A 15867-nucleotide genomic window follows, 5' to 3' on the forward strand; every position below is an offset into this window, starting at 1 on the left:
CGCGTGTACTGACCCGAAATTACTTTCCGAGGAGGCCACCAAGGAGGCCGCCGATGCCGCCCTGGCTCTTCGCCTGGCCGCCACCGAGCAGACCGCCGAGGAGATCGCCGATGCCGCCCTGGTTCTTCGTCTGGCCGCCACCCGTGAGGCCGCCGAGCAGGCCACCGAGCACATCACCAATGCCGCCGCCGTTTTCTTCAGCCTGCGCCGGTGCCTGCTGCTTCTTGCCAGCGAGGAACTGCATCACGATCGGGGCGAGGAGCGGGAGGAGCAGCGGGATGAGCTTTGCAACGCCGGCGTTGCCTGCCTGCTGGCCAAGCGCGTTCGCCACCGCGTCCTGCTTATCGCCGAGCACGTGGTTGACGATCTTCTCGCCTTCCTTCTCGTCGATCGCGTCGAGCGAGATCTTCCCGTCGGCTGGGGTGTGCTTGCTCAGTGCACCCTCGAGCTTCTGCTTCCCCTCATCCGTCGCAGCGTTCACGGCAAGGCCGCCGAGCAGCCCTGGCAGGGCCTGCTTCACTGCTGCGAGCGCGGTATCTTCGTCGACGCCAAGCTTCGCGGCGAGCTCGCCGACCGGCACCTGCGAGAGCAGGGCATCAAGTGCGTTGTTGTTTGCCATTTCGGTGTCCCCAATCGAGTGTCGCCCGGTGCGACCCACACTCCCATACACTACCTCCCCCGATTCGAGCGCGATGTAGTCTTCGGCAACGATCCGGCAAAAGGTTTGTGACGAATATCCAACTTGGGGAAGCATTCCTCGAATAGGCTGTAATTTATGTCTCGCATTCGTAAAGTGCTCATCGCCAACCGAGGCGAGATCGCCGTTCGCATCATTCGTGCCGCTAGTGACAGCGGTATCGCCTCCGTCGCCGTCTACGCCGATCAGGACCGCGACGCCATGCACTCGCAGCTCGCCGACGAAGCGTACGCCCTCGGCGGCTCGACGAGCGCCGACAGCTATCTCGCAATCGACAAGATCCTCAGTGTCGCTCGTCGCTCCGGCGCCGACGCTGTCCACCCCGGCTACGGCTTCCTCGCAGAGAACGCCGACTTCGCTCGCGCGGTCATCGGCGCTGGCCTGACCTGGATCGGCCCGAGCCCCGAAGCCATCGAGCGGCTCGGCGACAAGGTCTCAGCACGCCACGTGGCCGAGAAGGTCAACGCCCCACTCGCACCAGGAACGAGCGACCCCGTTGCGGGCGCCGAAGAGGTCCTCGCGTTCGCCGACGAGGTCGGTCTGCCCGTCGCGATCAAGGCGGCGTTCGGTGGCGGCGGCCGCGGCCTGAAGGTCGCATACAAGCGCGAGGAGGTCGCCGACCTCTTCGAGTCGGCAACCCGTGAGGCCGTCGCAGCGTTCGGCCGCGGGGAGTGCTTCGTGGAGAAGTTCCTCGAGAAGCCACGCCACGTCGAGACCCAGTGCCTCGCCGACAGCCACGGCAACGTCGTCGTCATCTCGACGCGCGACTGCTCGCTGCAGCGCCGCCACCAGAAGCTCGTCGAGGAGGCGCCAGCGCCCTTCCTCAGCGATGAGCAGAACGCCGAACTCTACGCAGCTTCGAAGGCGATCCTCCGCGAGGTCGGCTACGTTGGCGCCGGAACCTGCGAGTTCCTCGTCGCGAAGGACGGCACGATCTCCTTCCTCGAGGTGAACACCCGCCTGCAGGTCGAGCACCCGGTCTCCGAGGAGGTCACGGGCATCGACCTCGTTCGCGAGCAGTTCCGCATCGCAGAGGGCGGCGTACTTGACTACGAGGATCCCGTCGCGCACGGCCACTCCTTCGAGTTCCGCCTCAACGGCGAAGACGCGGGTAACGGCTTCCTCCCCGCGCCAGGTCCCGTGACGCTCTTCAAGCCCGCGCTCGGCCCCGGCGTCCGCGTCGACACTGGCGTGCAGTCGGGTGACGTCATCTCCGGCGCGTTCGATTCGATGCTCGGCAAACTCATCGTCACCGGTGCAACTCGCGAGGAAGCGCTTGAGCGCTCGCGCCGCGCCCTCGACGAGCTTGAGGTGCGCGGCCTTCCGACCGTGCTCCCGTTCCACAGGAAGATCGTGCGCGATCCCGCGTTCACCGCGGAGAACGGTAAGTTCGGCGTCTACACGCTGTGGATCGAGAGCGAGTTCGTGAACGACATCGAGCCGTGGGAAGGCGAGAACACCTCGCCAGTCACGACCTCGTCGCGCCAGTCGGTCGTCGTTGAGGTCGCCGGTCGCCGCGTCGAAGTTACGATGCCGACGACGCTGCTCCCGCTCTCAGACCAGGACGTTACACGCGGCCCAGCCCCCAAGCGCGCGAAGGGCGCAGGCGTGGCGACCGCGACCGGAAACTCCGTCGCTGCACCCATGCAGGCCACCGTCGTGAAGCTCGCTGTTGCCGACGGCCAGGAGGTAACCGAGGGTGAACTCGTCGTCGTCCTCGAGGCGATGAAGATGGAACAGTCCATCTACGCGCACCGTGCAGGCATCGTCTGCAACATCGACGCGCCGCTTGGCCAGACCGTCGCGAGCGGTCACCCGTTGCTGTCGATCGTCGACGCAGTCTAACGCTCACCGTGGCGGCGCGTGAAGCCGCCAGCAGCATCGCATGCAGTCCACAACAGGGGCGCGTGTCGGGGAATACCCCGACACGCGCCCCTGTTGCATTCGGTATGGCAGATGTAAAGCTCTCGTTCCTTGACCTCGCAACTATCGAGTCGGGCAGCAGCGTCGCCTCGGCCCTCCACCACTCAGTGCGACTCGCGCAGGTGGCAGAGGCGGCCGGGTACGAACGCATCTGGTACGCGGAGCACCACAACATGGCGACAATCGCGTCGAGCTCCCCGGCCGTGCTCATCGCGCACATCGCGTCGCAGACGGAGCGGATCGGGCTTGGTTCCGGCGGCATCATGCTGCCGAACCACTCCCCGCTGGTCGTCGCCGAACAGTTCGGCATGCTCGCAGAGCTGCACCCTGGCAGAATTCACCTCGGCCTCGGCCGGGCTCCGGGAACGGACGGCCTGACGTTTCGGGCCCTCCGGCGGACCGTGCAGGCGGCAGACGCGTTCCCGAACGATGTGCTCGAACTGCAGGCCTACCTCGGCGATGACCTGCCGCTCACCGGCGTGAATGCATACCCTGGCAGGGGAACAAAGGTGCCGATCACGATCCTCGGTTCGAGCCTGTTCGGCGCGAACCTCGCCGCGCAGCTCGGCCTGCCGTATTCATTTGCGTCGCACTTCGCCCCGCAGGCGCTGAACGCCGCTGTGCAGCACTACCGGACGAACTACCAGCCGAGTGAAGCCCACCCCGAGCCCTACGTGAGCGCCGGGGTCAACGTTATCGCCGCCGCAGACGACGAGTCCGCACGGCAACTGTTCGCGCGGGCCGAGCTCGAGCGCATCAGGAGCTTCCTGTCGCGCGGGCGCGAAGTACCCCTCACCCACGAACAAGCCGAGGCGATCCGCGATACCCCCGCAGCGACAGAGATCCGCTCGATGATGCGATACACCGCTGTTGGCGGGCCAGAGCGGGTGCGCGAGCAGCTCGCGGACTTCGCGAAGCTCGCTGACGCGGACGAACTGGTGACAGTGCACCCCGCCCCGACGCGTGAGGAGCAGCTCGAGTCGCTTCGCCTCGGCGCAGCATCGGTCTAGCACGGGTCGCTCCCCAACACGGGGCGCACCCCAGCACGGGTCGCTCCCCAACACGGGGCGCACCCGCCTCCGATTACATAGGTGATCTGCAGAAGATAGGTCAAAAACGCAGCAGACCGGCTGAGATATCGCAGATCTCCGACTTACGGTCGCCGATCCGCCGCAGCAAGCAGCATCCACGGCGAGCGCACGCACGCGCACGCGGATCGGCACTGCGCGCGCTGACCCGCGCTACTCGACGGTGACGTTCCCGCGCATCTCCGGGTGGGTTGAGCAGAGGTAGTCGAACGAGCCAGCGTCCGTGAACACGTGCGTATAGCTCCCCGACCGCATGAGTTCGCTGACGAAGCTTCCGTCGTCCGCGACGACGTCATGCTCCGACGACGGGCCCTCAAACACCCAGTTCACTGCCTGACCGGCGTCGATCGTGATCTCGCTCGGCTCGAAGCTGTTGTCGACCACGCGAACCGTCACCGCGACCTTCGCGTCATCGTCAGAGGGGACGACCGGCGGCTTGCCCGCAGCGCACCCTGCCAGCCCGACGCTGAGCAGGATCGCGAGCACCGCGACCCCGACGCTCGTCGCGACCCGTACGGCGAAGTGGCTGTGGTCGCGCAGCCTGGTGGCGACCGCTACGCCATCGCCACTGCCGGCGCCGTTGCTCCAGGCAGCCATTAGTGCACGTGCATCGCACGGGCGGCGTCGGTGATCGCGCCGGTGAGCGATGGGTAGACGGTGAACGCCGACGCGACCTGGTCGACGGTGAGGCGGTGCTCGACGGCGAGCGCGAGCGGGAAGATGAGCTCGCTGGCGCGGTGGGCGACGATCACGCCGCCAACGACGGTGCCAGAGGCCTTCCAGGCAAACAGCTTCACGAAACCGTCCGTGAAGCCGATCATCTTTGCTCGGGGGTTTGCGTTGAGCGGGATCGTGTGGCTGATCGCCGTCGCGACGCTCGTCGCATCAGCGAGGGTGCGCTCGTTCCAGCCGACCGTCGCGATCTCGGGGTAGGTGAAGACGTTCGACGCGACGTTGCGGAGGTCGATTGGCCGCACGAAGTCGCCGAGCGCGTGCATGATCGCGGTGCGTCCCTGCATGGAGGCGACGGAGGCGAGGGGGAAGAAGTCGGTGCAGTCCCCGGCGGCGTACACCGATGGGATCGACGTGCGCGCGACCTTGTTCACCTTGATGTGGCCGCTCTCGTTGAGCTCGACGCCTGCTTCCTCAAGGCCGAGCCCGTCGGTGTTGGGCACGGAGCCGACGGCCATGAGGCAGTGTGAGCCCTCAACAACGCTGCCGTCGGAGAGGGTGACGCGCACACCGTTCTCGGTGCGTTCGACGGCGTCTGCTCGCGACTTCGACATCACGTTCATGCCGATGCGCTTGAATTCGTGCTCGATCACTGCGGCGGCGTCCGGGTCCTCGCCCGGGAGCACCTGCTCACGGCTGGAGACGAGGGTCACCTCGGAGCCCAGCGTGGCGTAGGCGTTCGCGAACTCAGCGCCCGTGACTCCCGAACCGACAACGATCAGGTGTTCGGGCACATCCTGCAGGTTGTAGACCTGCTGCCAGGTGAGGATGCGCTCACCGTCGGGCTTCGCCGAATCAAGCTCGCGCGGGCTGGCGCCCACCGAGACGACAATCGTGTCGGCCTCGACGCGGTCGAAGTCGGTTCCGCCAGCTTGTGAGGTGGAAACGAGAACGGCGTTTGGGCCGTCGAGGCGACCGGAGCCGTGCACGAGACGCACACCAGCTTCCTCAAGGCTCTGCCGCATATCCGTCGACTGGGCCCCTGCCATCGCGAGCAGCCGCTTGTTCACCGCAGCAAGGTTCACCGCAATTTCGGGCCGCACCGGCTTGCCATCGCTGCCTGGCAGGAAAGCCTGGACGCCGAGCTTGCCAGCATCACGAACCGACTGCACTGCACCTGCGGTCGCGATGAGGCTCTTCGACGGTACGACGTCGGTGAGCACCGCGGATCCGCCGACGCCTGCGCGTTCGACGAGCGTGACCTCTGCCCCCAACTGCGCGCCCGCAAGCGCGGCTTCGTACCCTCCAGGTCCGCCGCCAAGTACAACGATCCTGTGTTTACGTTCTTTCGCCATGTGACAAGTCTAGGCGTGCTACGGCATACTCGTCACCGTAAGATCAGGGACTCAGGGTACTGCGCAGGCTCGCTGGCCGCGCAGACCGTCTAGACGACAGGGACGTTGGAGGCAATTGGTGTCAGACGCTAAGGCAGAACCGGTACTTGAACGAGACCCTGGCATGCCTTCGAGCACGTGGCGGATGCGCAGCGATGCGTGGGAATACCTCCGATTTGCGGTGAAACGACTCGCGCTTGGCGATCGCACCGAGGCCGACGAGGCGCTCGCTGCCGATAGCGAAATTCACCGCTCGCTCCGAGCGCTTGAAACGTTGGAGATGTACTGGGCGGGCTTCGGCCAGCGGTACGTCACCACGATCGGGGAGCTTCTCGCCTCCGGTGAATACCAGACTGCGCTTGATCGGATTGGGCGCGTCGTCAACCGGCTGCGCGCAGTCGGCACCTCCGAGGAGGTTGCGTCAGACGTCGATCCAGAGGCGGAGGAAGAGTTCCCTGGCGATAGCGACCCGCGCCCACGGTTCGAGGTGCTCGTTGTCGACGAGACCACCACCGCTGACCGTGACACGATCCGCGCCGAAAGTCTCCGGATGCGCAGTGCAGCTGACGCGTTCATTTACGACTACGTCATCGTGCCGTCCGCCGACGACGCTGTCGCAGCGGTGCTCACAAACCCCAACATCCTTGCCTGTGTCGTTCGCCCCGGGTTCAGTGAGCGAACCAAGCAGACCCTCAGCCGCGACCTGCGCGAGACCATTGAGCTCGCCCACGCCGCGACGGCCACCCCGCATACCTCGGCGCGCAACCAGCTCGCCTCGGTGCAGCGCGTGCTCGGGCTTGCCGACACACTCTCTGCGCTGCGCCCCGAACTCGATTTGTACCTCATGGCTGGCGCACACATTGAAGAGCTCGCAGGGGCGCTCACCAAGCGGTTCCGCCGCGTCTTCAGGCGAGAGGACAACCTCGAACTGCACCTCTCGCTCCTGCGGCGCGTGTCTCACCTGTACGACACCCCGTTCTTCTCGGCAATCCAGGATCACGCGCGCCGCCCCGTCGGTGTCTTCCACGCGCTCCCAGTGGCGCGCGGCGGGTCGGTCATGTCGTCGAAGTGGATCCGCGACCTCGCCGACTTCTACGGCCTGAACCTGCTGCTCGCCGAGACCAGTGCGACCTCGGGCGGGCTCGACTCCTTGCTGGCGCCCGTGCGCACGCTGAAGAAAGCACAGGAGCTCGCAGCGCGAGCGTACGGGGCGAAGCACACGTTCTTCGTCACCAACGGCACGTCGACCGCGAACAAGGTGGTCCACCAGGCCCTCGTCGCACCAAACGACGTCGTGCTCGTCGACCGGAACTGCCACAAGTCGCACCACCACTCGATGATGCTCACCGGAGCGCGGCCAGCGTATCTCGACGCATACCCGCTGAACGAGTTCGCCTTCTACGGGGCGGTCCCGATTGAGCGCGTGAAGCAACTGCTGCTCGACTACCGCGCGGCCGGACGCCTCGACGAGGTCCGCATGGTGACGCTCACCAACACCACCTTCGATGGCATCGTCTACGACCCGTTCCGCGTGATGAGCGAGTGCCTTGCGATCAAGCCAGACCTCGTGTTCCTGTGGGATGAGGCTTGGTTTGCCTTTGGCGCGTTCCACCCTGTGACGCGGCGCCGCACAGCAATGGCCTCCGCGAAGCTCCTCGAACAGCAGCTGCAGACCGCTGGGCACGCCCGCGCCTACAAGGAGCAGCAGTCGGTGCTGTACGCCGAAGACGGCACCCCCGCGCCTGACGAGGTGTGGCTGAGCGAGCGGCTCGTGCCCTCGCCAGACGCGCGGATCCGGGTCTACGCGACACAGTCGACGCACAAGACGCTGACGGCCCTCAGGCAGGGCTCCATGATCCACGTGTGGGATCAGGACTGGGTTCGCGACGCGCAGGACCCATTCCACGAGGCGTACATGACGCACACCTCGACGTCACCGAACTACCAGATCCTCTCCTCGCTCGACATCGGCAGGCGCCAGGTTGAGCTTGAGGGTTTCGAGCTCGTGCAGCGGCAGCTCGACCTCGCGACGAGCCTCTCCCAGGCCATCGCGCGGCACCCGCTGCTGCGCCGCACGTTCCGGGTACTTACTGCGCACGAACTCATTCCGGAGCAGTACCGCGAGACCGGCCGGGCCATGCCCCTGCGCGACGGTCTCTCAAGCATGTGGGAGGCGTGGGCAACCGACGAATTCGTCGTCGACCCCTCACGCATCACCATCGAAATCTCACGCACAGGCGTTGACGGCGACACGTTCAAACACGAATACCTCATGGATCGATACGGCATCCAGGTGAACAAGACGAGCCGCAACACGGTGCTGTTTATGACGAACATCGGCACCTCGCGGAGCTCCGTGGCGTACCTCATCGAGGTGCTCGTGAAGCTCGCTGAACGCTTTGAGGAGGAGCAGGCGCAACGCGATCCCGAGCAGCCGCTCCCCCCTGAGATCGTCATGCCGACGCTGCCTGACTTCAGCGCGTTCGCGCCAACGTACGCAACCGACGGCGTGCTCCCCGACGGCGATCTCCGGAAGGCGTTCTTCCGGGGGCAGCGCCGCGGCAACGTCGAGTACGTGCTCGGTGACGACCTGCGCGCGCGGGTCGACGCCGGCGAGCAGCCCGTCTCGGCTGGCTTCGTGACCCCGTACCCGCCAGGGTTCCCAGTGCTCGTCCCCGGCCAGGTCGTTTCTCCGGAGGTGCTCGCGTTCATGCAGGTGCTCGACACTCGCGAGATCCACGGTTACGACCCGCTGCGCGGGTACCGAATCATCAAGGACTCGTAAATATCTGCGGGATAACGCGGGGTGCTCACGGGTTCGTGCGCACCCCGCGTATTCTGTACCCATGAGCACTTCTTCAGACCCGAAGGCCCTTGCGGCCGAGGCAGCAGCCACCATCGCCGACCTCACCGGCGTTGCACATCACGACATCGCGCTCACCCTCGGAAGCGGCTGGGGCAAAGCCGCAGACGCCCTCGGTGAGACGGTCGCCGTGATCGAAGCCGACAGGGTGCCTGGCTTCCACGCTTCGGCAGTTCCCGGCCACCCTGGAACGCTCCGGTCGGTGCGCATGGCAAACGGCAAGCACGCCCTGATCATCGGCGCACGCACGCACTTCTACGAGGGGCGCGGTGTGCGGGCGGTCGTGCACGGGGTCCGCACCGCCGCGGCCACGGGCGCCACCGTCATGGTGCTCACGAACGGTGCAGGTGGCGTGAACCCGGCGTACAAGCCCGGTCAGCCCGTCCTCATCAGCGACCACATCAACCTGACGGCGACGTCGCCACTCGAGGGCGCAACCTTCGTCGACCTCACCGATCTCTACTCGTCTCGGCTGCGTGACATCGCTCGCGACGTAGACCCCTCGCTGCACGACGGCGTGTACGTGCAGTTCACCGGCCCACACTACGAGACCCCAGCCGAGGTGCGCTACGCGGGCATCATTGGCGGCGATATCGTCGGAATGTCAACCGCACTCGAAGCGATCGCGGCACGGGAAGCCGGTATGGAGATCATTGGGCTCTCGCTCATCACGAACCTTGCCGCCGGAATCCAGGAGACTCCGCTGAGCCACGCGGAGGTCATCGAGGCTGGCAAGGAGGCGGAGCCGCGTCTCGCAGCGCTCCTCAGCGAGGTTGTTGCGCGCTTCTAGGCGGGATGGCGCCTTCCAGCGGCGAGCCGGCGCACAGCGGGCGGCAGAGCGGCGGCGCGGCGGACAGCGGGCACCCAACCGGGCAGCAACCGTGCTGCAGCTGTGTCTTCCTTCAGCTTCTCGTTGACGCTACCGAGGAAACGGTCGACTCGATGATAGTTTGAACTGTCTACCGAAGAAACGACCGTGGGGGGCGCGATGCCATCGAATCAGCTCGAAGCTCTGCTCGAGCGCGCGCGCAATTGGGCGGCGCACGATATTGACCCAGTCACGAAGGCCGAGGCCGAGCGCCTGGTCGCACAGGCTGAGGCCGGAGACGAATCAGCGAGACTCGAACTCGAGGAGTCCTTCGCTGGCCGTCTCGCGTTTGGAACCGCGGGCCTTCGCGGCAGGCTTGGCGCTGGCCCTGCACGGATGAACCGCGTCGTCGTCTCGCAGACGAGCGCCGGCTTTGCTGCGTTCTTGCTTGAGCGTGCGGCCCGGGGTGAGGCCAGCAGCCCGCCTTCCGTCGTCATCGGCTATGACGCGCGGGTGAACTCCGACGTGTTTGCGCGCGATGCGGCCGAGATCATGTCGGCTGCCGGCGTGCAGGTGACGCTGCTGCCGAGCGCAGGGCCGACGCCGCTCGTCGCCTTCGCGGTGCGCTACCTCGAGTCCTCAGCCGGCATCATGGTCACTGCTAGCCACAATCCCCCGCGGGACAACGGCTACAAGGTGTATCTCGGCGACGCCGATGCGGGCTCGCAAATCGTTGCCCCTGCTGACGCGCGGATCGCGGAGCTCATCGACAGCGCAGCGGCGCAGCCCGTCACCGAGCTCGCACGTAGCTCGGCGTATACGATCGCCGGCCCAGAGCTCGCAGACACCTACGTCACGCGCACAGCGTCTTCGTTGCTCGCCGGGTTCCCGGTGACGCACGACGGCAGCACGCTGAACACGGAGATCCCACTCAAGGTTGTGTATACGGCGATGCACGGCGTCGGCGCGGAGATCGCGAATCGCGTCTTCCTCGCGAGTGGCCTGCCGCTACCGATTCCGGTTCCTGAGCAGAACGACCCCGACGGCAACTTCCCGACCGTTGACTTCCCGAACCCTGAGGAACCGGGTGCGCTCGATCTTGCGTACCGCACGGCCCGTGAGGTCGGCGCCGAACTCATCATCGCCCACGATCCGGATGCTGACCGGCTTGCGATCGCACTGCCCCACCTTGAGGAGGAAGCCGGTTTCAGGCGCCTCACCGGCAACGAGCTCGGCTTGCTGCTTGGCTGGCGTGCGGCCGAACGTGCGCTGCAGGACGCTGAGGAGCGCAAGGTACCCCTGACGGGGACGCTTGCGTGCACGATCGTGTCGTCGCCGGCGCTTCGTGCCGTTGCCGCCGACTACGGCCTCGATTACGCGGAGACGCTGTCTGGGTTCAAGTGGGTTTCGCGCGTCCCCAACCTGCTGTTTGGGTTTGAGGAGGCGCTCGGCTATCTCACCCAGCCGCACGTGGTGCGCGACAAGGACGGCATCTCAGCGAGTGCCGACGCCATAGCGATGGCTCGCTGGGCCAAGGGTCGCGGCACCGATGTGTGGGGGCTGCTAGAAGAGGCGACCGAGCGTTTCGGTCACTTCGCCAGCAGCCAGATCACGCTTCGGCTCGACTCCATGGCGGCAGCGGCCGATCTGTCCGCACAGATTCGCACGTCGCCTCCGACAGCGTTCGGAGTGCGCGCGGTGAACGAAACGAAGGACCTGCTCCAGCCGGGGCTCGCGGAAGTGCCTGCGAACGTGCTGCGGTATGACCTCGCAGACGGATCGCGCGTGATGATTCGGCCGAGCGGCACCGAGCCGAAGCTGAAGGTCTATATCGACACCTTCAGTGAGAAGGGCAAGCCTTCGAAGCGCCGCGCAGCTGCAGAGCGCTCGCTCGCGGAGCTTGAGGTCGACGTGCGCGCGTTCCTCACGGCGCTTCAGGCGTAGTCCCAGCACCGCGCCCGCGCCCCGGTTGCGGCGGGCAAGCACGCAGTCGCTAGGCGTTTCGCACGAGCCAGTTGTGCAGCGCTTCGTTCAGGGGACGGTCGGCGTAGATCCGCCTGAGCGGGTCGTCTGGAGCTCCAGCCGATCCCTCGCCAGCCCGAACGCCCTCCCAGTGCAGCGACAAGCCTACTTTCTCGAGCACAGCGGCCGAGGCGGGGTTGCTGGTGAGTACCCGCGCGGTGATCGCGAGCTGCGGGGCGACCTCGCCCCCGGCACGCAGCGCCTCGCGGGAGATCTCGCTCGCGAACCCTCTCCCCCACGCCGTTGGGGCCAAACGGTAGCCAAGGTTGAAGGCGCCCGCTGGGAGGTATTGCAGCCCGCCAGAGCCGATAAAGGTGCCAGCCGGCAGGGCCGCGGTTGCGCCCTCGGCTCCCACCCGGACCGCCCACATGCCCAGGCCGCATTCGCGGAAGCTCGCCTGTGACTTCTCGATCTGCTGTTCCGCTTGCGAGAACTCGGCGAAGCGCCCGCTCGGAAGATGTTGCCAGGTGCCTGCGTCGCCGTAGATCCTGAAGATGTCGGCCGCGTCACCAGGCTGCAGCGGGGTGAGGAGGAGCCGCGCCGTGGCGATCTCGTCGGGGAGAACGTTCATCAATCCATCTTCCCATGCGCACAGACCGACAGCGCGGCGCGCTGCGCCCCCGCCCGGTGCGAAGAATCGCGCCGAGCGGGGGCGGGGGCAACGTGCTTACAGCGCGTCGCGGTGCGCCTCTCGCATCTCTTCGACAGCACGATCCAGCGAGGGATCGTCGCCGCGCGCGAGGCCAGCGTACTGCAGGACAACACCGTCGTCCGTTGGGATCGCCTTCGCCCACAGCCGCCGCCGCGGCACGAACAGCGACCACAGCAGCCCGCCGAGCGAGAGCAGCGCGAAGGTGAGGATGCCTACCTGGAAGGGGTTCTGCATCACGTCGAACGACGCGTAGCGCGGCACTGCCTCGAGTGTGATCGTCCCCAGGCCGTTCGGTAGGTCGGCTGAGTCCCCCGGCCGCAGCTCGATCGACGGCTTGTCGACCGCTCGACCGGTGAGCTGCTCCATTTTGCCCGTCTCGAGTGAGTACACGGACTGCGCGATGCCGTCGTCAATTCCGAGGTCGCCAACGTAGGCGTCGAGGGTGAGAACGGGGTTTTCGAGATCTGGGTAGTTTGAGGTGTACGCACCAGACTGCAGCTTCGTCTGGGTGGGGTAGAAGAACCCTCGCAGCCCCAGCTGCTCCGGCTCCCCCGCTGTGTCGGTGAGGCCGTTGAGCACCTTCACGACGCCGAGCGACGTGAGGTTCGGGTCGGCTCCCTGCGGGATGAACGGAACCGATTCGTCGAAGACGATCTCACCCTCAGCGTTGCGCACCACAATGGTCGGAGCGTAGCCGTTGGCCAGCAGATAGATGGGCGAGCCGTGCACGCGCAGCGGGTGGTTGACCCGGATTTCCTCGGCGCTTTCGGTGCCGTCAGGATCGGTGAGCGTCATGCTCGCGATGAACTCACGCACCTGTCCGATGGAGTTCGGGCTGGCGTCTGGGTCCTCTGGGGTGATGTAGTTCACGTCGAGATCGTCAAGCCGCAAGCTGAACGGCACGAGGGTGTCCGCGCGGAACGCACGGCCGGAGTTCGCTGAGTCGTAGTCCATCAGCTGGTTCACGAAGCTCTCGCCTTCGTACAGCACGCGCTGTCCGTTGAAGGTGAACGCGCTCCCGAGCCCCACGCACACGAGCACGCCGACGAGTGCTGTGTGGAACAGGAGGTTGCCTGTCTCGCGCAGGTAGCCGCGCTCAGACGATACGGATACCTCCGATACACCGCGGTGCGTCGCTTCCTGCACCTCGACCCGGTAGCGCTGCTTGCCAAGGATTTCAGCTGCGGAGGCGATAGCGGCGTTCGCGAAGGCGACGCGCTCCTCCGGAGTCGCTTCCTCGTTGGTGACGCGAATCTCGGAGAAGCCCGCCATACGGTTCAGGCGCGCTGGGGTCTTCGGCGGAGTGCCTCGCCACGCACGCCAGTGGTGGGTGATGCGCGGAAGCACACACCCAATGAGCGAGATAAACAGCAGCAGGTAGATCGCAGAGAACCACACGGACCCGTAGACATCGAATGCCTGGATCGGGAACGTGTCGAGGATCTTGAAGAGCGTCGGGTTGTCTTTCTCGTACTGAATGACACCGTTGGGGTCTGCGCCGCGCTGCGGCACGAGCGACCCAGGGATCGCCGCGACCGCGAGCAGCAGCAGCAGGATAAGCGCGACGCGCATGCTCGTGAGCTGGCGCCAGAACCAGCGCAGCCAGCCTGTGAAGCCGAGCTCGGGGCTCACAACCGCCGCTGGGGCGCCTGAACCGTCATCGTAATCAGAGGGGCGTGACATAGCCACCAATCCATATCTGCATTTCGCTCATGATGAGACCCCACAATCCGGTGACCATGAGCAGTCCAAGAACAATGAGAATCACGCCACCGACGATGTTGACCGTGCGGATGTGGCGCTTGAAGAAGGTCATCGTCTGCGTCATCCAGCCGAAGCCGAATGCTGCGAGCACGAAGGGGATGCCGAGGCCGAGTGAGTACAGCAGCGCTAGCAGCGCTGCCCGCCCAACGGACCCCTGCTGCATCGCGAGCAAGCTCACTGTGCCGATCGTTGGCCCGAGGCAGGGCGCCCACCCAATCGCGAACACGATGCCGAGGAACGGGGCACCAGCGAGCCCAACCTTCGGGCTCACCTTCAGTCTGGTGGTGCGCTGGAATCGCGCGAATGCCCCCATGAACACGAGCCCCATCACGATGACAATGACACCCATCACCCTGAGGATCACGTCTTGCCAGTCGAGGTACCACTGGCTTCCGCCGACTGCGCCTGAGAGCGTGAGCAGCACAACGAACACAATCGCGAAGCCGAGCACGAACAGTATCGAGCCGAGCACCATCCGGTTGCGCTCGCGCCTGCCAGCCTGCTGCGGGTTCGCCGCGTTCGAGCTCGGGGTGCCGGCGACGCCTGAAACGTACGCGAGATAGCCGGGAATCAGTGGCAGCACGCACGGCGAAAGGAACGACACGAGTCCAGCAGCAATCGCGATTGCCGAGGCTACGAGGAGTTGCCCGTCGGCAATGATTTCCTGGACACCCATTAGTTTTTGCCCGCGGCGGGCTGCTCTTCGAGCGTCTCCGTGATGAGCGTCCGCAGCTGCGAGGCACCGGCGAGCTGACCGACGACGGTGTGGGCGACGCGCCCCTCACTATCGAGAATCAGTGTTGTCGGAACAGCATTGAGCGGAATCTGTCCGGCAAATGCGCGCTGCACCGTCCGGCCGCCCGGGTTGTCGAGGATCGAGGGGTACTCCACACCGAACTCGATGCCGAACTGCTTGGCTTGGGCTGCCTGATCGCGGGTGTTCACGCCAACGAACTGCACTCCCTGCGGCTCGAACTCGGTGTACGCCTCAACGAGATCGGGCGCCTCCGCCCGGCACGGCGCGCATCCGGCGTACCAGAAGTTCACAACGGTCACGCTTCCGGCGGTGTCGTCCGAGCCGAACTGCTCACCGAACTCGGTTTCCCCACCAAACTCAACGGGTTCCCCGCGGTCACCGATGGGGAACGAAGCTGATGAGCCGTCCCCGGCAACATAGCCCTTGTCTCCGCCGTCCTGCCACTGGGAGGAGAGGTTGTCGGCCTCGCTCGTGCTGCAGCTTGCGAGTCCAACGGTGAGTGCGGCTGCCGCGGCTGCAATCGCGATCGTGCGGCGCGCGCTCATACGGCCCCTACGTCGAGAGCATCGTCTGTGAGCGACTTCGCCGGCGTGCGGTAGTCGACCTCAAACCAGCGCTCACCGCGACGCTCGAAGGTGGTGATGCTTGAGAGATCGCAGCGGCGCGTCGCCGGGTTGTGGAAGAGCCGTTTGCCTGCGACATCGAGGTGGGCCATCCAGATCGGTGACTGGTGGGCGACCATGACGATGTCGCCACCCTGTGTCCGGTTCCAAGCATCATCCATGGCCTCGCGCACGCGAGCTGCGACGTGCCGGTAGGGCTCTCCCCAGCTCGGGCGGAAAGGATTCCAGAATTTGAACCAGTACCGCGGCTTCTTGAAGGCGGCCTCGGGGCCAGAGTTCACTTTGCCCTCGAAGAAGTTCGTCGGCTCGATGATGCGGTCCTCGGTCTGGATCTCCAGGCCGAGGGCGCTCGCGATCGGCCGTGCGGACTGCTGCGCACGCTCGAGCGGGGATGCGTACAGTGCCGCTACCTTCCGATCGCTGCCTGCGAGCTCCAGCGCGGCGGCCTCCGCCATCGCATGGCCGCGTTCCGAGAGGCGGAACCCGGGGATCCGACCGTACAACACGAGGTCGGGGTTATGGACCTCGCCATGGCGCACCAAGTGCAAGAGTTTATCGCTCACACTCTTATTCTAGGCTTCGGGTGCCTGGGAGTTCGGTGGCT

General features: G+C 65.8%; 13 protein-coding genes. 5 read left to right on the forward strand and 8 right to left on the reverse strand.

Going from position 1 to position 15867, the window contains the following annotated elements; all coding sequences use genetic code 11:
• Window positions 1-19 precede the first annotated feature (19 nt).
• Window positions 20-619: a DUF937 domain-containing protein gene (locus SD72_RS07785; RefSeq protein WP_042543882.1), complete on the reverse strand. Its 600-nt coding sequence runs from the start codon at window positions 617-619 to the stop codon at window positions 20-22.
• 156 nt (window positions 620-775) lie between these two features.
• Between SD72_RS07785 and SD72_RS07790 the strand changes: the two genes are divergently transcribed.
• Both SD72_RS07790 and SD72_RS07795 read left to right on the forward strand, forming a co-directional pair.
• Complete coding sequence (locus SD72_RS07790) at window positions 776-2542, forward strand: acetyl/propionyl/methylcrotonyl-CoA carboxylase subunit alpha (RefSeq protein WP_042543883.1); 1767 nt, start codon at window positions 776-778, stop codon at window positions 2540-2542.
• Between the two features lie 104 nt (window positions 2543-2646).
• Window positions 2647-3630, forward strand: a complete 984-nt coding sequence (locus SD72_RS07795; RefSeq protein ID WP_042543884.1) for an LLM class flavin-dependent oxidoreductase — start codon at window positions 2647-2649, stop codon at window positions 3628-3630.
• A gap of 231 nt (window positions 3631-3861) precedes the next feature.
• Here the strand turns inward: SD72_RS07795 and SD72_RS07800 are convergent, their stop codons facing one another.
• Both SD72_RS07800 and SD72_RS07805 read right to left on the reverse strand, forming a co-directional pair.
• Window positions 3862-4305 carry a cupredoxin domain-containing protein gene (locus SD72_RS07800; protein WP_084766953.1) on the reverse strand — a complete coding sequence of 148 codons (444 nt, stop codon included), beginning with the start codon at window positions 4303-4305 and terminating at the stop codon, window positions 3862-3864.
• A complete protein-coding gene (locus SD72_RS07805; RefSeq protein WP_042543885.1) occupies window positions 4305-5735 on the reverse strand; it encodes an NAD(P)H-quinone dehydrogenase in 1431 nt (476 codons plus the stop codon). The genes SD72_RS07800 and SD72_RS07805 overlap by 1 nt, the downstream gene beginning before the upstream one ends.
• A 163-nt stretch (window positions 5736-5898) precedes the next feature.
• Here SD72_RS07805 and SD72_RS07810 point away from each other — a divergent pair, with 163 nt between their 5' ends.
• The 3 genes from SD72_RS07810 (at window position 5899) to SD72_RS07820 (ending at window position 11389) form a co-directional block, all read left to right on the forward strand.
• Window positions 5899-8559 carry an aminotransferase class I/II-fold pyridoxal phosphate-dependent enzyme gene (locus SD72_RS07810; RefSeq protein ID WP_042543886.1) on the forward strand — a complete coding sequence of 887 codons (2661 nt, stop codon included), beginning with the start codon at window positions 5899-5901 and terminating at the stop codon, window positions 8557-8559.
• 61 nt (window positions 8560-8620) lie between these two features.
• Window positions 8621-9427, forward strand: coding sequence for a purine-nucleoside phosphorylase (locus SD72_RS07815; protein ID WP_042543887.1), 807 nt, complete (start codon window positions 8621-8623; stop codon window positions 9425-9427).
• 198 nt (window positions 9428-9625) lie between these two features.
• A complete protein-coding gene (locus tag SD72_RS07820; RefSeq protein ID WP_042543888.1) occupies window positions 9626-11389 on the forward strand; it encodes a phospho-sugar mutase in 1764 nt (587 codons plus the stop codon).
• A gap of 49 nt (window positions 11390-11438) precedes the next feature.
• Here the strand turns inward: SD72_RS07820 and SD72_RS07825 are convergent, their stop codons facing one another.
• The 5 genes from SD72_RS07825 to SD72_RS07845 form a co-directional block, all read right to left on the reverse strand.
• Window positions 11439-12038: a GNAT family N-acetyltransferase gene (locus SD72_RS07825; protein WP_052492552.1), complete on the reverse strand. Its 600-nt coding sequence runs from the start codon at window positions 12036-12038 to the stop codon at window positions 11439-11441.
• Between the two features lie 96 nt (window positions 12039-12134).
• Window positions 12135-13802, reverse strand: coding sequence for a cytochrome c biogenesis protein ResB (resB, locus tag SD72_RS07830; RefSeq protein WP_042543889.1), 1668 nt, complete (start codon window positions 13800-13802; stop codon window positions 12135-12137).
• Window positions 13786-14559 (reverse strand): cytochrome c biogenesis CcdA family protein, encoded by a 774-nt coding sequence (locus SD72_RS07835; protein WP_042543890.1) that lies wholly within the window; start codon window positions 14557-14559, stop codon window positions 13786-13788. The genes resB and SD72_RS07835 overlap by 17 nt, the downstream gene beginning before the upstream one ends.
• Complete coding sequence (locus tag SD72_RS07840; RefSeq protein WP_042543891.1) at window positions 14559-15185, reverse strand: TlpA family protein disulfide reductase; 627 nt, start codon at window positions 15183-15185, stop codon at window positions 14559-14561. The genes SD72_RS07835 and SD72_RS07840 overlap by 1 nt, the downstream gene beginning before the upstream one ends.
• On the reverse strand, window positions 15182-15826 hold the full coding sequence (locus SD72_RS07845; RefSeq protein WP_042543892.1) for a histidine phosphatase family protein: 645 nt from the start codon (window positions 15824-15826) through the stop codon (window positions 15182-15184). The genes SD72_RS07840 and SD72_RS07845 overlap by 4 nt, the downstream gene beginning before the upstream one ends.
• Between the last annotated feature and the right edge of the window lie 41 nt (window positions 15827-15867).

Source organism: Leucobacter komagatae, from assembly GCF_000834055.1.
In the GTDB taxonomy this organism is placed as follows: Bacteria; Actinomycetota; Actinomycetes; order Actinomycetales; family Microbacteriaceae; genus Leucobacter; species Leucobacter komagatae_A.